Source organism: Pseudomonas sp. D5(2026), from assembly GCF_057766845.1.
Genome location: NZ_CM173421.1, coordinates 4,928,165 through 4,947,893 on the forward strand (window position 1 = coordinate 4,928,165; position 19,729 = coordinate 4,947,893).

At 62.7% G+C, this 19,729-nt stretch carries 22 protein-coding genes; 5 read left to right on the forward strand and 17 right to left on the reverse strand.

Annotation, left to right across the window (positions count from 1 at the left end):
* Positions 1-27 precede the first annotated feature (27 nt).
* The 14 genes from AC3B5Q_RS22785 to AC3B5Q_RS22850 all read right to left on the reverse strand — a co-directional run bounded on the left by AC3B5Q_RS22785 (position 28) and on the right by AC3B5Q_RS22850 (position 12,851).
* Entirely contained in the window at positions 28-966 is a 939-nt protein-coding gene (locus AC3B5Q_RS22785) for a S66 peptidase family protein (protein ID WP_488392752.1), read from the reverse strand.
* Between the two features lie 96 nt (positions 967-1,062).
* A complete protein-coding gene (lipA, locus tag AC3B5Q_RS22790; RefSeq protein WP_003249742.1) occupies positions 1,063-2,079 on the reverse strand; it encodes a lipoyl synthase in 1,017 nt (338 codons plus the stop codon).
* Between the two features lie 2 nt (positions 2,080-2,081).
* Complete coding sequence (gene lipB / locus AC3B5Q_RS22795) at positions 2,082-2,729, reverse strand: lipoyl(octanoyl) transferase LipB (RefSeq protein ID WP_028697854.1); 648 nt, start codon at positions 2,727-2,729, stop codon at positions 2,082-2,084.
* Positions 2,729-3,004 carry a DUF493 domain-containing protein gene (locus tag AC3B5Q_RS22800; RefSeq protein WP_003249736.1) on the reverse strand — a complete coding sequence of 92 codons (276 nt, stop codon included), beginning with the start codon at positions 3,002-3,004 and terminating at the stop codon, positions 2,729-2,731. Before AC3B5Q_RS22800 ends, lipB begins: the two co-directional genes overlap by 1 nt.
* A gap of 73 nt (positions 3,005-3,077) precedes the next feature.
* A complete protein-coding gene (locus tag AC3B5Q_RS22805; RefSeq protein ID WP_021784394.1) occupies positions 3,078-4,238 on the reverse strand; it encodes a D-alanyl-D-alanine carboxypeptidase family protein in 1,161 nt (386 codons plus the stop codon).
* Between the two features lie 220 nt (positions 4,239-4,458).
* Complete coding sequence (locus tag AC3B5Q_RS22810; RefSeq protein ID WP_021784395.1) at positions 4,459-5,460, reverse strand: septal ring lytic transglycosylase RlpA family protein; 1,002 nt, start codon at positions 5,458-5,460, stop codon at positions 4,459-4,461.
* A complete protein-coding gene (gene mltB / locus AC3B5Q_RS22815) occupies positions 5,460-6,470 on the reverse strand; it encodes a lytic murein transglycosylase B (protein WP_021784396.1) in 1,011 nt (336 codons plus the stop codon). Before mltB ends, AC3B5Q_RS22810 begins: the two co-directional genes overlap by 1 nt.
* 17 nt (positions 6,471-6,487) lie before the next feature.
* Positions 6,488-7,591, reverse strand: coding sequence for a rod shape-determining protein RodA (rodA, locus tag AC3B5Q_RS22820; RefSeq protein WP_003249727.1), 1,104 nt, complete (start codon positions 7,589-7,591; stop codon positions 6,488-6,490).
* A gap of 38 nt (positions 7,592-7,629) precedes the next feature.
* Positions 7,630-9,519: a penicillin-binding protein 2 gene (mrdA, locus tag AC3B5Q_RS22825; RefSeq protein ID WP_021784397.1), complete on the reverse strand. Its 1,890-nt coding sequence runs from the start codon at positions 9,517-9,519 to the stop codon at positions 7,630-7,632.
* Between the two features lie 16 nt (positions 9,520-9,535).
* On the reverse strand, positions 9,536-10,003 hold the full coding sequence (rlmH, locus tag AC3B5Q_RS22830; protein WP_003249722.1) for a 23S rRNA (pseudouridine(1915)-N(3))-methyltransferase RlmH: 468 nt from the start codon (positions 10,001-10,003) through the stop codon (positions 9,536-9,538).
* A gap of 10 nt (positions 10,004-10,013) precedes the next feature.
* Entirely contained in the window at positions 10,014-10,433 is a 420-nt protein-coding gene (gene rsfS / locus AC3B5Q_RS22835) for a ribosome silencing factor (protein WP_003249719.1), read from the reverse strand.
* A gap of 43 nt (positions 10,434-10,476) precedes the next feature.
* A complete protein-coding gene (gene nadD / locus AC3B5Q_RS22840) occupies positions 10,477-11,169 on the reverse strand; it encodes a nicotinate-nucleotide adenylyltransferase (RefSeq protein ID WP_021784398.1) in 693 nt (230 codons plus the stop codon).
* Positions 11,138-12,409 carry a glutamate-5-semialdehyde dehydrogenase gene (locus AC3B5Q_RS22845; RefSeq protein WP_021784399.1) on the reverse strand — a complete coding sequence of 424 codons (1,272 nt, stop codon included), beginning with the start codon at positions 12,407-12,409 and terminating at the stop codon, positions 11,138-11,140. The genes nadD and AC3B5Q_RS22845 overlap by 32 nt, the downstream gene beginning before the upstream one ends.
* A gap of 268 nt (positions 12,410-12,677) precedes the next feature.
* Entirely contained in the window at positions 12,678-12,851 is a 174-nt protein-coding gene (locus tag AC3B5Q_RS22850; protein ID WP_181005131.1) for a hypothetical protein, read from the reverse strand.
* A gap of 38 nt (positions 12,852-12,889) precedes the next feature.
* On the opposite strand from AC3B5Q_RS22850, the gene AC3B5Q_RS22855 reads away from it, so the two are divergent.
* Positions 12,890-13,558, forward strand: a complete 669-nt coding sequence (locus tag AC3B5Q_RS22855; protein WP_028697856.1) for a DNA-3-methyladenine glycosylase — start codon at positions 12,890-12,892, stop codon at positions 13,556-13,558.
* Between the two features lie 2 nt (positions 13,559-13,560).
* Positions 13,561-14,877, forward strand: coding sequence for a bifunctional DedA family/phosphatase PAP2 family protein (locus AC3B5Q_RS22860; protein ID WP_053870441.1), 1,317 nt, complete (start codon positions 13,561-13,563; stop codon positions 14,875-14,877).
* Between the two features lie 30 nt (positions 14,878-14,907).
* Here AC3B5Q_RS22860 and AC3B5Q_RS22865 read toward each other — a convergent pair whose 3' ends face one another.
* The 3 genes from AC3B5Q_RS22865 to AC3B5Q_RS22875 are packed head-to-tail and all read right to left on the reverse strand — an operon-like array spanning position 14,908 to position 16,583.
* Positions 14,908-15,498, reverse strand: coding sequence for an LON peptidase substrate-binding domain-containing protein (locus AC3B5Q_RS22865; RefSeq protein WP_021784403.1), 591 nt, complete (start codon positions 15,496-15,498; stop codon positions 14,908-14,910).
* A gap of 9 nt (positions 15,499-15,507) precedes the next feature.
* Positions 15,508-16,224 (reverse strand): LrgB family protein, encoded by a 717-nt coding sequence (locus AC3B5Q_RS22870; protein WP_004576852.1) that lies wholly within the window; start codon positions 16,222-16,224, stop codon positions 15,508-15,510.
* Positions 16,221-16,583: a CidA/LrgA family protein gene (locus tag AC3B5Q_RS22875; RefSeq protein WP_021784404.1), complete on the reverse strand. Its 363-nt coding sequence runs from the start codon at positions 16,581-16,583 to the stop codon at positions 16,221-16,223. Before AC3B5Q_RS22875 ends, AC3B5Q_RS22870 begins: the two co-directional genes overlap by 4 nt.
* 143 nt (positions 16,584-16,726) lie before the next feature.
* Between AC3B5Q_RS22875 and AC3B5Q_RS22880 the strand changes: the two genes are divergently transcribed.
* The 3 genes from AC3B5Q_RS22880 to AC3B5Q_RS22890 all read left to right on the forward strand — a co-directional run bounded on the left by AC3B5Q_RS22880 (position 16,727) and on the right by AC3B5Q_RS22890 (position 19,563).
* Positions 16,727-17,182 carry a MaoC family dehydratase gene (locus AC3B5Q_RS22880; RefSeq protein WP_021784405.1) on the forward strand — a complete coding sequence of 152 codons (456 nt, stop codon included), beginning with the start codon at positions 16,727-16,729 and terminating at the stop codon, positions 17,180-17,182.
* A 116-nt stretch (positions 17,183-17,298) separates the two neighbouring features.
* Entirely contained in the window at positions 17,299-18,177 is an 879-nt protein-coding gene (gene prmA, locus AC3B5Q_RS22885; protein ID WP_021784406.1) for a 50S ribosomal protein L11 methyltransferase, read from the forward strand.
* A 42-nt stretch (positions 18,178-18,219) separates the two neighbouring features.
* The gene (locus AC3B5Q_RS22890) at positions 18,220-19,563 is read left to right on the forward strand and encodes a DUF3426 domain-containing protein (protein WP_103469643.1); all 1,344 of its coding nucleotides are present in this window, start codon (positions 18,220-18,222) and stop codon (positions 19,561-19,563) included.
* Positions 19,564-19,729: the final 166 nt, after the last annotated feature.

Genomic DNA, 19,729 nt, shown 5'->3' on the forward strand with positions numbered 1-19,729 from the left:
CGGGGCCGCTGCGCGGCCCCGGCAATTTCATGCCCTGAACAGATCCTGCTCCAGCACCAGTGTTTGCTGACCACTGTCGAGCCTCACCCGAGCCCCCAGAGGCAAGCATACATTCGGGTCACAATGCCCGCTGCGCCAGCCCGCCAGCACCGGCACCCCAAGCGGTGCAAACATATCCTCCAGCAACGGCGTCAGCGCCGCTGTGGTAATCCCGGCAAAGTCGCCCACCAGCACGCCTTTGATCCCCTCCAGCTTGCCTGCCAGGCGTAACTGGGTCAGCAGCCGATCCACCCTGTACAGCGGCTCGTTGACGTCCTCGAAGAACAGGATGCAGCCCTGGGTATCCAGCTCGGCAAGCGTTCCGATGGTCGCACCCAGCATCGACAGGTTGCCACCCAGCAGCGGCCCGCAGGCTACCCCCGGTAACACGCTGTCCAATGCGAAACCCTGCGGGTGCACGACCTGCTCGCCTGCCTTCACAAGCCCACCCAGCTGCGCCAGCAACGACGACTCGGTCGGTGGCAACTTGGCCCCCAGCAGGTCGGCATTGAGCATCCCCCCATGGAAGGTCACCAGTCCGGCATGCCGGTAGATCGCCGTATGCAGTGCAGTGATGTCGCTGTAGCCGATCAGCGGCTTGGGGTTGCGCCGGATCAGTTCGAAGTCGAGCTGGTCAAGCAGGCGCATGCTGCCATAGCCCCCACGCATGCACAGAATGGCGTCAATGGCCGGATCGGCAAAGGCTGCGTGCAGGTCCTGCAAACGCTGCTGGTCCGGCCCCGCCAGGTAACCCTGTGCCTGCAGGGCACCCGGGTAAATACAGCAACGGTAGCCGCGGTCAACGAACCACTGGCTGACCTTGTGCGCATCAAGCCGCGCCGCGCCCGCCGGGGCGACAATGGCAAAGCATGCGTTGGCCGGCAGCGCGGCTGGCAGAGTGGGTTGGAAGGTTTTGGCGCAATACATCGCGGCTCCTTGCAGCATGGGACACAAACAAAAATGCCGATGCCGCCCTTGGGCGTGCATCGGCATATGTGGCTCTGCTCTTGGCTAGAGCATAGCTCAGAGCTTGATTTTGGCTTCGTGAGCCTGCTGGTCGGCGTGGTACGAAGAACGCACCAGCGGGCCAGAAGCAACGTTCTTGAAGCCCATCTTGTAACCTTCCTCGGCAAACCAGGCAAAGGTGTCCGGGTGAACGAAACGCTGCACCGGCAAGTGGCTGCGCGACGGCTGCAGGTACTGGCCGAGGGTAAGCATGTCGATGTCATGCTCGCGCATGCGGTGCATCACTTCGATCACTTCCTCGTCGGTTTCACCCAGGCCGAGCATCAGGCCCGACTTGGTCGGTACGTGCGGCACCAACTGCTTGAACTTCTGCAGCAGGTCCAGCGACCAGTCATAGTCCGAACCCGGGCGCGCGGCCTTGTACAGGCGCGGTACGGTCTCGAGGTTGTGGTTGAACACATCCGGCGGCTCTTGCGCGGTGATTTCCAGGGCAACGTCCATACGGCCACGGTAGTCCGGCACCAAGGTCTCCAACTGCACGCCTGGCGACAGCGCGCGGATTTCCCGGATGCAGTCAGCAAAGTGCTGGGCACCACCGTCACGCAGGTCGTCGCGGTCCACCGAGGTGATCACCACGTACTTCAGGCGCAGGTCGGCAATGGCAACCGCCAGGTTTTTCGGCTCGTCCAGATCCAGCGGCTTCGGTCGGCCGTGGCCAACGTCGCAGAACGGGCAACGACGGGTGCAGATGTCACCCATGATCATGAAGGTGGCGGTACCACCCGAGAAGCATTCGCCCAGGTTCGGGCAGGAGGCCTCTTCGCACACGCTGTGCAGTTTGTGCTTGCGCAGCAGTTGCTTGATGCGGTCTACCTCGGGCGACACCGGGATACGCACGCGGATCCAGTCGGGCTTCTTTGGCAGCTCGTCGGTAGGGATGATCTTCACCGGGATGCGCGCGACCTTGTCGGCGCCACGCAGCTTGACCCCAGCTTCCACCTTCTTCGGCGCTGGGCGCGGGGTGGCATCCTGGGTAGGTATCAGGTTCGGCACGGCTTCTTGCACAGTTGTCATATTCAGTCGATTCCGCCCGTGAGGGTCGTCTGCTCAGCGTAGTCGAGGTGCTTGACCAGCTGTCCGCGCAGCCTTGTCCTGACCTCGTCGAGTTCGATCGGGCCTGCCAGATCGCGCAGCTGGGTCATCGCCAGCCCCGCATAGCCGCAGGGGTTGATTCGGCGGAATGGCGCAAGGTCCATGTCCACGTTCAGGGCAAGGCCGTGAAACGAACGGCCGTTGCGAATTCGCAGGCCGAGGGAGGCGATTTTCGCTCCGTCGACATAGACACCCGGGGCATCGGGCTTGGCAGACGCCTGAACAGCATAGCTGGCGAGCAGGTCGATGAGGGCCTGCTCGATACGGCTGACCAGCTCACGCACGCCAAAGCCCAGCCGGCGGACATCCAGCAGCAGGTAGGCCACCAGCTGACCGGGGCCATGGTAGGTGACCTGGCCGCCGCGGTCGGTCTGCACCACCGGGATGTCGCCCGGCACCAGCAGGTGCTCGGCCTTGCCGGCCTGCCCCTGGGTGAAGACCGAAGGGTGCTCGACCAGCCAGATTTCATCCTGGCTGTCCGGGCTACGCTGCTCGGTAAAACGACGCATGGCCTCAAGCACCGGTTCGTAGGGCTGCAGGCCAAGATCGCGAAAACCGAGACAGGCGGGCATCAGAGCACCATTTTCACGATGCCGGTAGCGCGCAGGGCGCTGTTGATATCGTGCAGCTGGTTCTCGCTTTCGGCAACGATGTGCAATTGCACGGTGGTGTACTTGCCTTCCTTGCTCTGGCGCTCGGCCAGGGTAGAAAGGTCGACTTTGGCGTGCTTGCTGAGAATCTCGATGACCGTGTCCTTGAAACCGACAACGGTGTCACCGATGACCTTGATCGGGTAATCGTCGCAAGGGAATTCGATCTTGTGCGACTTGACGTCTGGTTCGCTCATGGCGGAAACGGCCTCGTAAGCCGTGGCAACAACAACACCCCCGCGGTATGCGCGGGGGCATGCAGGTCACGTATCAGTTGAACAACCCGTAGAAGAATAGACGGATGCTATCCCACATACGGCGGAAGAAACCACCTTCCTCGACGCCATCAAGGGCGATCAGGTCGGCGCTGTGAACCACTTTCTCGTCCAGTTTGACTTCCACTTTGCCGATCACGTCACCTTTGGCGATCGGTGCGGTGAGCTGCGGGTTCATGGTCATCGAAGCCTGCAGGCGCTTCAATTGGCCTTTAGGCATAGTCATGGTCAGGTCGTCAGCCAGGCCAGCCTTGACTTGGCTGGTAGCGCCCTTCCAGACCGGTGCCTGGGTCAGCTCGGTGCCCTTCTGATAGAAGGTCTGGGTTTCGAAGAAGCGGAAACCGTAGGTCAGCAGCTTCTGGGTTTCGGCAGCACGCGATTGTTCGCTGTTGGTACCGAAGACCACGGCGATCAGGCGCTGGCCATCGCGAACGGCCGAAGCCACCATGCAGTAGCCGGCTTCGTCGGTGTGACCGGTTTTCAGGCCATCGACGGTCTTGTCACGCCACAGCAGCAGGTTGCGGTTAGGCTGCTTGATGTTGTTCCAGAAGAACTCTTTCTGCGAGTAGATGGCGTAGTGAGCCGGGTCGACGTTGATGATCGCACGGGCCAGGGTCGCCATGTCGTGCGCCGACGAGTAGTGCTCGGGGTTCGGCAGGCCGGTCGGGTTCATGAAGTGGCTGTTGGTCATGCCCAGGTCGGCAGCCGTCTTGTTCATCATGTCGGCGAAGGCGTCTTCGCTGCCGGCGATATGCTCGGCCAAGGCGACCGAGGCGTCGTTACCGGACTGGATGATGATGCCGTGCAGCAGGTCGCTGACCGATACCTGGCTACCAACCTTGATGAACATGCGCGAACCGCCGGTACGCCATGCGTTTTCGCTGACGGTAACCGGGTCACTTTCACCGATCTGGCCGCGGCGGATATCCAGGGTCGCGATGTAGGCGGTCATCAGCTTGGTCAGGCTGGCTGGCGGCAGACGCTCGTCACCGTTGTTCTCGACCAGCACGTTGCCGCTGGACGCGTCCATGAGTACGTAGGACTTGGCGGCCAGTTGTGGTGGCGCCGGCGTCATCTGCTCCGCCGCGAAGGCGGCAGGCGTGATCAGCAGCAGTACAGGCAGGCAAAGTCGTTTGGCAAGGTTGGTGATGTTCATCCGTCTCTCGAAAATCGCTAATGGTCTGAGATGTTCCCTGGGCAAGATCATGCGCCCAGCGCCAGTCAGTCTAGTTTTATGGCCGTTGGCCTGGCCCGCGACAGTGCGGCTTTATGTCGCTGCGGGCAAAAGCTGTCATTGTACATGGCCGAGCCCGGCAATTCATGACAAAACCGACAGTTTGGTGTTGCCGTCTTCGCGGGCGCGCCCGCTCCCACAGTCAGTCTGCTGTGACCAGCTTGGCCTGCCCCAAGTTCGCCAGGCGAATGCTGTCTTGCGCTTGCTGGACCTCGCCCTGGCTGCCGATAGGCCCCAGGCGCACGCGGTGCAGGGTCTGCTGGTTACGCACGATCGAGCTGATGAACACGGGGGCATTGACCATGGTACTGAGCTTGGCGCGCAGCAACTCGGCAGCGTCCGGGTTGGCAAACGCGCCTACCTGCAAGAAACTGCCAGCGTTGCCGCCAGGCACGTTATTGCCACCCACCTGCACCGGTACCACTGGCGCTGCGTGCTGCTGTGGTGGCGGAGTCCATTGCTCGACACGCCCGGTGCTGGCCGGTATTGCCTGGGTCTGCGCCACTTGCGGCTCCTTCAGTACCATCGGCGGCGTTTGGCCACGCTCAGCCCACCACTGCTTCGGGTCGATGCCCTCGACGCGCACGTGCGCGGTGCCGATCTCGGCATAGCCGAGCTTTTTCGCCGCAGCATAGGACAAGTCGATGATACGGTCGGAATAGAACGGACCACGGTCGTTCACCCGAAGAATCACGCTGCGGCCGTTCGCCAGGTTGGTCACCCGCACATAGGCCGGCAGTGGCAGGGTCTTGTGCGCCGCGCTCATGCCATACAGGTCGTACAGCTCACCGTTGGCAGTGTTCTGCCCGTGGAACTTGGTGCCATACCACGACGCCGTACCCTCGGCGCGATAGTTGCGCGAGTCCTGCATCGGGTAGTAGGTCTTGCCAAGCACAGTGTACGGGTTGGCCTTGTAGTTACCGGTGTGCACGGTCGGCGTGGCATCAGGGATCTTGTTCACATCCACGTCCCACCACGGCGCGCCGTCCTTGTGTGCCCGGTTGATGTCCAGGCCGGGCTGGCTACGTACGACGCTGCCGCTGCTTTGCTGGGTCGGGCGATTGGAGGAGCAGCTGGCCAGCACCACGCCGACGGCGAGGCAGGTGAGCAGCTTGAAAGAATTGCCAGAGATGATTGCGCGCATTACTTGACGCCCCGTACTTGAACCAGCTGTTCCGCAAGCTGATGTACCGCCATGGCATACATCACGCTGCGGTTGTAGCGAGTGATCGCGTAGAAGTTTTTCAGGCCCATCCAGTATTCAGGGCCGCTCTCGCCCTCGAGACGGAAGGCGGTAACCGGCAGATCATCGCGCAGGGAATCATGAACCGACCAGCCAAGCGTACGCAACTCCCCGACCGTTTTCACCGGTTCGATGCCGGTGGTCAGGCCTTCGTCGGCGCGCTCACCTTCCACCCTGGCGCGACTGACCACTCCCTCCCCGGCCACCCAACCGTGGCGCTTGAAGTAGCTGGCCACGCTGCCGATGGCATCGTCAGGATTGTTCCAGATATTGATATGGCCGTCCCCGTCGAAGTCCACCGCGTAGTTGCGGAAGCTGCTCGGCATGAACTGCGGCAGGCCCATGGCGCCGGCGTACGAGCCCTTGAGCGTCAAGGGGTCGAGTTGCTCCTCGCGGGCCAGCAGCAGGAACTCACGCAGCTCCTTGCGGAAGAACTCGGCACGTGGCGGGTAGTCGAAGCCCAGCGTCGACAGGGCGTCGATCACCCGGTAGTTGCCGGTATTGCGGCCAAAAAAGGTTTCCACGCCAATGATCGCGACAATGTACTGCGCAGGTACGCCGTAATCCTGCTCGGCCCGCGTCAATACGGCCTCGTGCTGGCGCCAGAAATCCACACCGCGAGCGATACGCGCATCGGTGATGAACATCGGCCGGTAGTCCTTCCACGGTTTGACCCGCTCGGCCGGTCGCGAGATGGCGTCGAGGATCGACTGCTTGCGCTGTACCTCACGAAACACGCCCATCAGTTGCTCCGGCGCAAAACCATAGTCGCGGCTCATTTCGCCAACAAACGCAGCTACCTGCGGCGAGCCTTCGTATTCGCCGGCATGGGCCAACTGTACAGCGCCGAACAGGCCCACCGCACCAATCCAAGGCGCACAACGGGCAGCCCAGTTACGCACTGCTTGCATGAAATTGTTCACCTTATTCAAACCTGCGCGATCCACTTGCGGTGCGTATGGATCGACATCAAAACGCCAAACGCTGACAGCAGCGTCACCAACGATGTTCCGCCATAGCTGATGAAGGGCAGCGGCACGCCCACCACGGGCAGAAGGCCGCTCACCATTCCGATATTGACGAACACGTATACAAAAAAGGTCATGGTCAGGCTGCCCGCAAGCAGCTTGCCGAAGAGGGTCTGCGCCTGGGCCGTGATCACCAGGCCACGGCCGATCAGCAGCAGGTAGACAATCAGCAGCAGGCAGATGCCGACCAGGCCGAACTCCTCGCCGAGCACGGCGATGATGAAGTCGGTGTGGCTTTCCGGCAGAAAGTCCAGATGCGACTGCGTGCCAAGCAACCACCCTTTGCCAAATACCCCGCCCGAGCCGATCGCCGCCTTGGACTGGATGATGTTCCAGCCGGTCCCCAACGGGTCGCTTTCAGGGTCGAGAAAGGTCAATACCCGCTGCTTCTGATAGTCGTGCATGACGAAGAACCACATTGCCACCGCGACGGGTACGGCTGCCGCCAGCACGCTGAGGATCCAGCGCCAGCGCAAGCCGCCCATGAACAGCACGAAGGCACCGGAGGCCAGGATCAGCAGCGCGGTCCCCAGGTCGGGCTGACGCACGATCAGCATGAACGGCACGCCGATCAGCACCAGGCTGATCGCCACATGCTTCAAATGTGGCGGCAGGGTGCGCTTGGACAGGTACCAGGCGATGGTCGCCGGCATGATGATTTTCATGAATTCCGAGGGCTGGAAGCGGATCACGCCGGGGATGTTGATCCAGCGTGTGGCACCCATGGCGTTGTGGCCCATCACGTCCACCACCACCAGCAACAACACCCCGGCCAGGTAGGCCAGCGGCACCCAACGCGCCATGAAGCGCGGCTCCAGCTGGGCAATGACGAACATCGACACCAGGCCGATGCCAAACGAGGTGGCTTGCTTGAGCAGCAGGTCCCAGTTCTTGCCACTGGCCGAATACAGTACGAACAGGCTACCGGCCGCAAGGGTCAGCAGAATGATCAGCAAGGGGCCGTCGATATGGATGCGCTGCAAAAAGCTGGCACGCCGACGCATCACATCCTCGCTGGAGAGCATGCGATCGAAATTGTTCATCACAGGGCCGATTCCTGGGTAACGGTGGCTGGCGCGAACTCGGGTTTGAGCCGGCCATTTTCGTCGAGCAGCCAGGCGTCCATGATCTGGCGTACCACCGGTGCGGCGACACCCGAGCCGGACTCACCGTTCTCGACCATCACCGAGACCACAATTCTCGGGGCTTCGGCTGGGGCAAAAGCGACGAACAGGGCATGGTCGCGGTGGCGCTCCTGGAGTTTGTTGCGGTCGTATTTCTCGCCCTGCTTGATCGCCACCACCTGGGCGGTACCGCTCTTGCCGGCAATGCGGTACTGGGCACCGGCAGCTGCCTTGCGCGCGGTACCGCGGGGGTTGTGCATCACCTGCTCCATGCCATGGGTGACCTTGGCCCAGTCAGACTTGTCACGCAGCACGATGTCTTCCGGCGGGTTGTCGTCTACCGGCGGCAGGCCTTCGATGGTCTTGGCCAGGTGCGGGCGGTTCCACACGCCTTTGTTGGCGATCAGTGCAGTGGCCTGGGCCAGCTGCAGCGGCGTGGCCTGCATGTAACCCTGGCCGATGCCGAGAATCAGGGTTTCGCCGGGGAACCAGGCCTGGCGACGGGTGGCACGCTTCCATTCGCGCGAGGGCATCAACCCGGCAGACTCCTCGAACATATCGAGGGAAACCCGCTGGCCGATGCCGAACTTGTTCATGTAGCTGGACAACCGATCGATGCCCATCTTGTGTGCAAGGTCATAGAAGTAGGTGTCGTTCGAGCGCATGATGGCGGTGTCCAGATCGACCCAGCCATCACCGGAGCGGTTCCAGTTCCGGTATTTGTGGTCGTAGTTGGGCAGCTGGTAGTAGCCCGGGTCGAACACCCTGGTGCTGGCATTGACTACGCCACTGTCCAGGCCGGCAATAGCCACCGCCGGCTTGATGGTCGAACCCGGCGGGTACAGGCCACGCAGCACGCGGTTGAATAACGGCCGATCGATCGAGTCGCGCAATTCGCCATAGGCCTTGAAGCTGATGCCAGTGACGAACAGGTTGGGGTCGAAGCTCGGCTGACTCACCATCGCCAGCACTTCGCCGGTTCGTGGGTCGAGCGCAACCACTGCACCACGCCGGCCGCCCAGGGCGGCTTCGGCGGCCTCCTGCAGCTTGATGTCCAGGCTCAGCACAATGTCCTTGCCCGGCTTCGGGTCGGTGCGCTTGAGCACCCGAAGCACGCGGCCACGGGCGTTGGTCTCGACTTCCTCATAACCCACCTGGCCGTGCAGGGCGTCTTCGTAGAAGCGCTCGATGCCGGTCTTGCCGATATGGTGAGTGCCGCTGTAGTTCACCGGGTCGAGCGTTTTCAGCTCTTTCTCGTTGATCCGCCCAACATAACCCACCGAATGGGCGAAGTGCGCACCCTGCGGGTAATGCCGCACCAGCTGGGCCACCACTTCCACACCCGGCAGGCGGAACTGGTTTACCGCCACACGGGCGATCTGCTCTTCGTTGAGTTCGAACAGGATCGGCACCGGCTCGAATGGCCGGCGGCCCTGGCGCATGCGCTTCTCGAACAGGGCACGATCGTCAGCGTCGAGCTCAAGCACTTCGACGATGGTATCCAGCACTTCCTGCCAGTTACCTGCACGTTCGCGGGTCATCGACAGGCTGAAGCTGGGCCGGTTATCGGCAACGATCACGCCGTTGCGGTCGAAGATCAGCCCGCGAGTCGGCGGGATCGGCTGCACATGCACCCGGTTGTTCTCCGACAGCGTGGAGTGGTAGTCGTACTGGATGATCTGCAGGTAGTACAGCCGCGCGATCAGCACGCAAATAAGCAGCATGATCGCCACTGCGCCGACCACGACGCGCTTGCGCACCAGGCGGGCGTCTTTCTCGTGGTCCTTGAGACGGATCGGCTGCGACATCGGACTGCTTACAGGCTCATTTGTGGTAAGGGTGCCCGGACAACACGGTCCAGGCGCGGTAGATCTGCTCGCCGATGAGTATCCTTACCAACGGGTGCGGCAAAGTCAGCGGCGACAGCGACCAACGTTGCTCGGCGCGTGCGCAAACCTCAGGTGCCAGGCCCTCCGGGCCGCCCACCATCAAATTCACCGTGCGCGCATCCAGGCGCCAGCGGTCCAGCTCGGTGGCCAACTGCTCGGTACTCCAGGGCTTGCCATGGACCTCGAGGGTGACAATGCGTTCCCCAGGCTGCACCTTGCTTAGCATGGCTTCGCCCTCCTGACGGATCAGGCGGGCGACGTCGGCATTCTTGCCACGGGTGTTCAGCGGGATTTCCACCAGCTCAAGCGACAGCTCGGCGGGCAGGCGCTTGGCATATTCATGCCAGCCTTCCTCGACCCACTTCGGCATGCGCGAGCCGACCGCAATCAGGCGCAGACGCACAGCGCTTTCCTCACTCGCGGTCTTTGAGCTTGTCGGAGTACTCGTGAGCATGGTCCGGGCTGTGGTGCTTGCCATCGGCGGCACGGCTTTGCTCGGCACCCTGCCACAGTCGCTCAAGGTCGTAGAACTGGCGGGCAGCGGCGGTCATCATGTGCACGATGACATCGTTCAGGTCCAGCAGCACCCAGTCGCTGTCGCCCTTGCCTTCTTCACCCAGTGGCTGGGCGCCCTTGGCCTTGACCGCTTCACGGACCTTTTCGGCCATCGCGTTGATCTGGCGGTTGGAGGTACCGGTGGCAATGATCATGTAGTCGGTCAGGCTGTGCTTGTCGCGCACGTCGATGACCTGGATGTCCTGGGCCTTGACGTCTTCCAGCGCTGCCTTGGTCACTGCGACCAGTTCTTCGCCGTAAATTTTCTGCTTGGTCATATAAAACTCGTTCAACTCGTTGGATGAGGCGCCAGAGGCACCGTCAGTTGGGCGCACGATACAGTTCGTGCGCCTCGATATAGGCCAGTACGGCGTCCGGCACCAGGAACCTCACCGATCTGCCGCTGGCCAGCAGCTGTCGGATCTGTGTAGCCGACACCGCAAGCGGCGTCTGCCAGACGAACGAAATATTTCCCGCCGGGCCGGACATGGCGGTGGGATCGCTCTCCGAGCGCGCAGCCAACAGGTTGCGCAACTCGTCAGGGGGTTCTACGTCAGCATCCGGACGTTGCAGTACCAGGATGTGACAGTGTTGCAGCAATTCTTCCCAGCGATGCCAGGCGGGCAGGCCACAGAAGGCATCCCAACCCAGCACCAGGAACAGCTGGTCGTCGCCGGACAATTCGGCGCGGATCGATTCCAGCGTATCAATGGTGTACGACGGCTTGTCACGCTCCAGCTCGCGGGCATCGACGCTCAGGCAAGCGACGCCCTGCACCGCTTCACGGACCATGGCCAGGCGATCCTGCGCGGCCACCTGTGGCGTATCGCGGTGCGGCGGCCGGGCATTGGGCAACAGGCGTAGCTCATCCAGCCCCATGAACTCGGCCACTTCCAGCGCGCTGCGCAGGTGGCCGATATGCACGGGGTCGAAGGTACCACCTAGAATGCCGATGCGCCGGACTGCGTGAGCCTTGCTCAACTCAGCAGGACCCTTGGCCGCGCAACTGGCCATCGCCGATCACCACATACTTCTCGCAGGTCAGGCCTTCCAGGCCCACAGGGCCGCGGGCATGTAGCTTGTCGGTGGAAATACCGATTTCCGCACCCAGGCCGTACTCGAAGCCGTCGGCAAAGCAGGTCGGGGTGTTGAGCATGACCGACGCCGAATCGACTTCAGCCATGAACTGGCGGGCTTCACCCTGGTGTTCGGTGATGATCGAGTCGGTGTGGTGCGAGCCATAGTGGTTGATGTGTTCGATGGCCTGGTTCAGGCCGTCGACCACGCGAATCGACAGGATCGCATCGAGGTATTCGGTGTGCCAGTCGCTTTCGGTAGCCGGTTTGACGCTGATGATGGCCTGGGTGCGCTCACAACCGCGCAGTTCCACGCCCTTCTCGACGAAGCGGCGGGCCATTTCTGGCAGGAAGCGCTCAGCCACTTGCTGGTCGACCAGCAGCGTTTCCATGGCCCCGCAGATGCCATAGCGGTAGGTCTTGGCGTTGAAGGCCACATTCCAGGCTTTGTCCAGGTCGGCATGCTGGCTGACATAGATGTGGCAGATGCCGTCCAGGTGCTTGATCACCGGCACGCGGGCATCGCGACTGATACGCTCGATAAGGCCACGGCCACCGCGCGGCACGATGACATCGACGAATTCCGGCATGCTGATCAGCGCGCCCACGGCTTCGCGGTCGGTGGTTTCGACCACCTGCACCACCGCCGCCGGCAGGCCGGCTTCGGCCAGGCCACGCTGAATGCAGGTGGCAATGGCGCGGTTGGAATGGATGGCTTCGGAACCGCCACGCAGGATGGTTGCGTTACCCGACTTGAGGCACAGGCTGGCAGCATCGATGGTCACGTTCGGGCGCGATTCATAGATGATCCCGATCACCCCCAGCGGGGTACGCATCTTGCCTACCTGAATGCCCGATGGGCGGTAGCTCATGTCGCGGATGGCACCGACCGGGTCCGGCAGGCTGGCCACCTGGCGCAAGCCGGTGATCATGCCGTCGATACGCGCCGGGGTCAGCGCCAGACGGTCGAGCAGTGCGGGCTCCAGCCCACTGGCGCGGCCGGCGGCCAGGTCCAGCTCGTTGGCAGCGGTGAGTTCGGCACGGGCGGCGTCCAGCGCGTCGGCGGCAGCCTGCAGGGCGCGGTTCTTCTGCGCGGTGCTGGCACGGCCAATGACCCGGGAAGCCTCACGGGCAGCGCGACCCAAGCGGGTCATATAGTCAAGAACGGACTCAGTCATGGGTTCGGTGTCTTGGCGAAGGGGAAATCGGCTGATTATAACTGCCGCGCAGGTGTACGCCCAGCGGCGGGTGGCGGATGGTAGAAAATGGGTGTTTGCCCTGAAGGTGTTTGGTGCCTGTGAGATCGAGCGCCGCCCGCGCGGCGCATCGCGAGCTACGCTCGCTCCTACGTCTGCTTTCCTGGGAAACTTGCGCGCGGACGCCCTGGTGCATGACTTAATATTACGGCGTACAAACCAGGGCGGTCGCGCGCACCTGTCACAGGCGTTACTGGCCAGAAACAAACGTAGGAGCGAGCGTAGCTCGCGATGCGCCGCGCGGGCGGCGCTCGATTTCACAGAAACCAAACACCTCAAGGCGAACACCCAGCAGCCCCTGCCAATGAAACATATGGATACCAATCAATCGCCCTACAGGTTCAGCCTCGATTAAGTCATTCATTGCTATCATCCCAGCCCTTCCAGCCACGAACCGCCCGCATGCCAGCCCTGCCCGACAGTTTTTTCGACCGCGACGCCCAGACCCTGGCCAAGGCCCTGCTCGGCAAGGTCATTCGCCACCGCCACGGCGACCTGTGGCTGGCCGCGCGAATCATCGAGACCGAGGCCTACTACCTCACCGACAAAGGTAGCCACGCTTCGCTCGGCTACACCGAAAAACGCAAGGCGCTGTTCCTGGAGGGCGGGCACATCTACATGTACTACGCCCGCGGCGGCGATTCGCTCAACTTCAGCGCCCACGGGCCGGGCAACGCGGTGCTGATCAAGTCTGCCTATCCTTGGCAGGACACCCTCTCGGGGCCCGACAGCCTGGCGCAGATGCAACTGAACAACCCCGATGCAAGCGGCAATATCCGCCCGCAAGAGCGCCTGTGCGCCGGCCAGACCCTGCTATGCCGGGCCCTGGGCCTGAAAGTGCCGCATTGGGACGCCCAGCGTTTCGACGCCGAACGTCTGTACGTCGAGGACTGTGGCAATGTCGTGCCCCGGGTGATCCAGGCCGCTCGCCTGGGCATCCCGCACGGGCGCGACGAGCACCTGCCGTACCGCTTCGTCGACGCCGAGTACGCCCGTTTCTGCACACGGAACCCGTTACGTCGCGGCCAAGTCGAAGGCCGTGATTTCTTCATTCTCGAACAAGGAAGCTGAACATGGGCCAATGGCTCGACAGCCTGACCGGCTGGCTCAGCGCCAACCCGCAGTGGCTTGGCCTGGCGATTTTCCTGGTGGCCTGCATCGAATGCCTGGCCATCGCCGGCATTATCGTGCCGGGCACCATACTGCTGTTCGCCGTTGCGGTACTGGCCGGCAACGGCGCGTTCAGCCTGGGCGAAACGCTGCTCCTCGGCTTTCTCGGCGGCCTGCTGGGCGACGCCCTGTCTTACGCAGTGGGCAAGTACTTTCACCAGAACATCCGCCGCCTGCCGCTGCTCCGCCACCATCCAGAATGGATCGGCAGCGCCGAAAGCTACTTCCAGCGTTATGGCATCGCCAGCCTGCTGGTAGGCCGCTTCATCGGCCCGCTGAGGCCGATGCTGCCAATGGTCGCCGGCATGTTCGACATGCCCCTGCCGCGTTTCATCGCTGTCAGCCTGTTGGCGGGTGCCGGCTGGTCGGTAGCCTACCTGCTACCCGGCTGGGCCACCGGCGCCGCCATGCGCCTGCCCCTGCCGGAAGGCTTCTGGCTGGACGCCGGGATCATTGCCGGCGCCCTCGCAGTGCTGATCGGCCTGAGCCTGAATACCAGCCTGCGTGACCAGCGCCACGGCACGCGGCTGGTTGCCGCTCTCAGCTTTATCGCCCTGGCCGGTGTATTCCTTGGCTGGCCCTACTTCCATGAGTTCGACCAAGGCGTGATGACACTGGTCCAGGAGCATCGCAGCCAGGCCATCGACAGCACCGTGGTACTGGTGACACGACTAGGCGATTTCCGCACCCAGTTCTTCCTCGGCGGCCTGCTGACCGGCCTGCTGCTGCTTGCCCGCCAGTGGCGGCACGCATTTTTCGCTGCTGGCGCGTTGATGGGCACTGCGATCGCCAACGGCACACTGAAATGGCTATTTGCCCGGGCCAGACCGGAAGTATTGACCGACCCACTGACCAGCTACAGCATGCCCAGCGGGCACAGCTCGGCATCGTTCGCGTTCTTTCTGGTTATGGCCGTGCTGGCAGGACGTGGGCAGCCACCACGGATGCGCCTGACCTGGGTGATGCTGGGGTGCATTCCGGCGCTGTCGATTGCCCTGTCACGGGTGTACCTGGGGGCGCACTGGCCAACCGACATCCTGGCCGGGGCTCTTCTGGCCTGCTGCGTGTGCGCACTCAGCCTGACATTGGTGCAACGCCAGCAGGCACTGCCGGCTCTGCCACTGCGGGTATGGTGGCTGGTGTTGCCGGCATGCATGGCGTTGCTGGCGTTCTTTGCCATGCATGCGCTGCCTCAGGCTTTGCTGCGATATCAGTATTGATGCTGCCGGCTTCTTCGCAGCACAGGGTCATCAGGCAAACAGTTCACCCTGAATCCGTTCCAGCAGCTTCTGGATTTCCCCCAGTCGCTGCTGGGGCGAATCGAGGGTCAGCAGGTCCAGCTTGTCCTCCTCCATGAACGGCAACAGGTACGCCAGCTGATTGGCCAGCGCCTGACGCCCGTCCACCGGGCGCGGCATGCCCAGCGCTTCGACCATGGGGTGCTCACCCAGGGCCACCAGCAGCGCCAGCAGGTCGTCATCGGCCTCGAGCAACGGGCTGTCTGCCTGCTCCGGCAGCCATTGCACCTGCCCCACCAGCAGCTGGTCCTTCTGCACCTCGGAGCTTTCCAGATTGAAGCGCCGCACGCCCTCGACACGAATACCCAGCAAGCCGTTATCCTGCTGCACGAAGTCGCGGATCATCGCTTCACAGCCGATCGAGGCGACCACCGGCGGCGCCTTGCCGACTTGTTCGCCCTCAAGGATGCACACCACACCAAAACCTTCGCCCTGCTTCATGCAGCGCCCGATCATGTCCAGGTAGCGCGCCTCGAAAATCTGCAAATCGAGAAAGCAGCCAGGAAACAGCACGGTATTGAGCGGAAACAGCGGTAGCGTCATCACAACTCCTCAAGCCACCAGGCTGACCGCCAGCGGCAGGAACACCGCTGTAGCCACCCCCATCAGGCTCATCGCCAGCGCGGCAAAGGCGCCGCATTCGTCACTTTCCTGCAGGGCCACCGAAGTGCCCACTGCATGTGCGGTCACGCCCAGGGACATGCCGCGTGCCTCTGGGCTGTGCACGCCAAAGCGGCTCAGCAACGCCGGGCCGAAGATCGCCCCGATCACCCCGGTAATCAACACGAACACTGCCGCCAGGGCCGCCACGCCGCCAATCTGCTCGGCCACCAGCATGGCGATCGGCGAAGTGACGGACTTCGGCGCCATGGTCATCAGAATCATGTGCTCGGCACCGAACCACCAGCCCAGCACCAGGCAGCAGAGCGTGGCGAACAGGCCTCCGACTACCAGCGTAGTAAATGTAGGCCAGAACAGCTGGCGAATACGCCGCAGGTTGAGATAGAGCGGCACAGCCAGGGCCACGGTGGCGGGCCCCAGGAGAATGTTCATGATTTCGGTGCTTTTGCGGTACTCGCTGTAATCGATACCGCACAGCAGCAACACGCCGATCACCAGCAGCATCGATACCAGTACAGGCTGCAAGAAGATCCAGCGGGTTTTCTCGTAGGCCGCTAGCACTACCTGATAGGCCCCCAGCGTGATGCCGATACCGAACAATGGGTGATGTATGACCGCATCGAGTGCGCCCTGCCAGTCGAGCATCATGGCTGCTCCTCACGCTTGCCCTGGCGCTGGATGAGCTTTTGCATCAGCACACCGACGAACACCAGGGTCATCAGGCAGGAAATCAGCAAGGCCCCGGCAATCGCCCAGAAGTCGGCGGCAATATCCTTGGCATATACCATCACCCCCACTGCAGGCGGTACCAGCAACAGCGGCAGATAGCGCAGCAAACTGCTGGCGGCCTCGTTCAGCGGCGTGCCAACCTCACCGCGGGCCATGAGGAAGCACAGCAACAACAACAGGCCGATGATCGGCCCAGGCAAAAACGGCACAAACAGGTGATTGATCGCCGTCCCCAGCAACTGGAACAACACCAGCCAGGTCAAACCACGCAACAGCATAAGCATCTCCCTCGGGCATGGCCGTCATTATAAGCACGCGCAGGTTCAGACCGATATTCGCCGAAAAGCGGGCAACTTGACTGAAACGGTTAGCCGTGCTGATCTTGTACTTTCGTACCAATTGACAGCCCGGAGAGTCCGCGATGCCCCATGTACCGGTTACAGAGCTTTCGCAGTACGTTGGCAAGGAGCTGGGCCACTCTGAGTGGTTGAAGATCGACCAGCAGCGCATCAACCTGTTCGCCGAGGCGACCGGCGACTTCCAGTTCATCCATGTCGACCCTGAGAAGGCGGCCAAAACCCCGTTTGGCGGCACGATCGCCCATGGTTTCCTGACCTTGTCGCTGATCCCAAAGCTGATCGAGGACATCCTCGTCCTGCCGCAAGGGTTGAAGATGGTGGTGAACTACGGCCTGGACAGCGTGCGCTTCATTCAGCCGGTCAAGGTCGACAGCCGCGTTCGGCTGAAGGTGAAGCTGGGCGAGGTGATGGAGAAAAAACCGGGGCAGTGGCTACTCAAGGCGATTGCCACGCTGGAGATCGAAGGTGAAGAGAAGCCTGCTTATATTGCCGAATCGCTGTCGCTCTGTTTTGTCTGATACCTGCCCGGGGGCTGCTGTGCAGCCCCCGATCCACAAATCCCCCGCACTCGCGTAAACTGCCAGCCTTCGCGCAGCCTAGGGCTGCCCCTGTCGATTTATCAAAGGTGCCCGCCATGCCCTGGCTGCAAGTACGCCTGGCCATCAGCCCGGAACAAGCCGAAACCTATGAAGATGCGCTGCTTGAAGTAGGCGCCGTCTCGGTCACGTTCATGGATGCCGAAGATCAACCGATCTTCGAACCAGACCTCAATACCACCCCGCTGTGGTCGCACACCCACCTGCTGGCGCTGTTCGAGGCCGATGCCGACCCTGAACAGGTGTTCGCCCACCTGCGCCTGTTGACCGGCGCCGAGTTGCCCGAACACCAGGCCGAGGTGATCGAGGACCAGGACTGGGAACGCAGCTGGATGGACAACTTCCAGCCGATGCGCTTCGGCCGCCGCCTATGGATCGTGCCCAGCTGGCACGATGCCCCGGAAAAGGACGCCGTGAATCTGCTGCTCGACCCGGGCCTGGCCTTTGGCACCGGCACCCACCCCACCACGGCCCTGTGCCTGGAATGGCTAGACGGCCAGCAGCTTGAAGGCACACAGGTGCTGGACTTTGGCTGCGGTTCGGGCATCCTGGCCATCGCGGCGTTGCTGCTGGGCGCCCGCGAAGCGGTAGGCACCGACATCGACGTGCAGGCCATCGAGGCTTCGCGCGACAACGCCCAGCGCAACGGCATTGCCGATGAGAAACTGGCGCTGCACTTGCCCGAGCACATGCCGGCAATGCAGGCCGACGTGCTGGTTGCCAACATCCTCGCCGGCCCGCTGGTGTCGCTGGCGCCACAGTTGTCTGGCCTGGTTCGCCCAGGTGGCCTGCTGGCGCTGTCGGGCATCCTCGCCGAGCAAGGTGAAGACGTGGCCGCCGCTTACGCCGCCGACTTTGAACTGGACCCGATCGTCGTGCGCGACGGCTGGGTGCGCATCAGTGGTCGGCGTCGCTAAGCGGGCCTTGAATACTTTTCTGCACAGATCCCGGATCGCCGCATGACCGACAGTTTCGTCACCCAGTGCCCGCATTGCCAGACCAGCTTTCGCGTCACCCACCACCAGTTGAGCGTGGCCCGCGGTGTGGTGCGCTGCGGTCACTGCCTGCAGGTATTCAACGCCGCCAAGCAGTTGCTGGAGCAGAACCGCACCGCTCCCAGCAGCGCACCCGCAGTAACGGCGCCGGCACCTGCAACGCCTGCCGAGCCTGCGCCTGAGCCTGCCATCAGTCCACGCGGTAGCCCCTCTGACCAGGATTGGGCGCTTACCGCCCAAGCGCTGGACGAGCTCGACCTCGACAAGGAACTGGAGCGCCTGGAGCGTCGCGGCCAACCGGCCCCGACACGCCCGGCCAGCCAGGATGACCAGTTGCAGGCACGGCGCGACGAACTTCACCCGGACGAGCACGCAGAAGACCTTTTCGGCACGGCGACCGAAGAGCCCTACCCTGCGCAGGAGCCTGCAGAGCCTGGCCCAGTACTGCTGGAGCCGGCCCCCCAGGATCTGGACCTGGAGCCTGCGCCCGGCGAGCGCACCGAGCCGACCCTGGGCAGCAACCTTGACCTGGACATCGATGGCGAGCCGCCCGAGCACCGAGCGGCCAAACGCGATGACCCGCCTGCATTCAGCGAGCCGCTGCGCGTCAGCGAGGACGAAACCCCGGAAAAAGGCCTGAGCGCCCGCGACGAAGAGCCAGTGGCGCTGGGCCTCACGGCGCATGACGACGAGCCAGTCGAGCCGCTACCCGGAGACCGCCTGGAACCAGGCCTTGCCGGCAAACCCGAGCGCCCCTCGCGCAAGGAGCCGCTGGTCGACGTAGTCGACGATCCGCTGCAACTGGGCTGGGAAAAACCCGCGCCCAATTGGGGCAAGCGCCTGCTGTGGGGCGTGCTGACCCTGCTGGCTGCCGGCCTGCTGGCGTTCCAGTATGTGTGGTTCCACTTCGACGAAATGGCCCGCCAGGACCAGTATCGGCCGATTTTCCAGCAGATCTGCCCAATGGTCGGTTGCCAGGTACCCACCCGCGTCGATATTGCACGAATCAAGAGCAGCAATCTGGTGGTGCGTAGCCACCCGGACTTCAAGGGCGCCCTGATCGTCGACGCGATCATCTACAACCGCGCGCCTTTCGCCCAGCCGTTTCCGTTGCTGGAGCTGCGCTTCGCCGACCTCAATGGCCAACTGATCGCCAGCCGCCGCTTCAAGCCCAGCGAGTACCTGTCGGGCGAACTGGCAGGGCGTGGCGAAATGCCCAGCCAGACGCCGATCCACATTGCCCTGGACATCCTCGACCCAGGGCCGAAGGCGGTGAATTACAGCCTGAGCTTTCGTTCGCCGGAGTAAGCGACAAGCGGCCAGCAGCAAGCCACAAGACAAGACGCCCAAATTGCGGCCGTTTTTTGTCTTGTCGCGTGCTGCTTGAAGCGCAAAGGCATAAGCCGACAACTGTTCAGATTTTATCCAAATCCATCTTTATCCAGTCATCGAGAGCGGGTATCATGCCAACCCT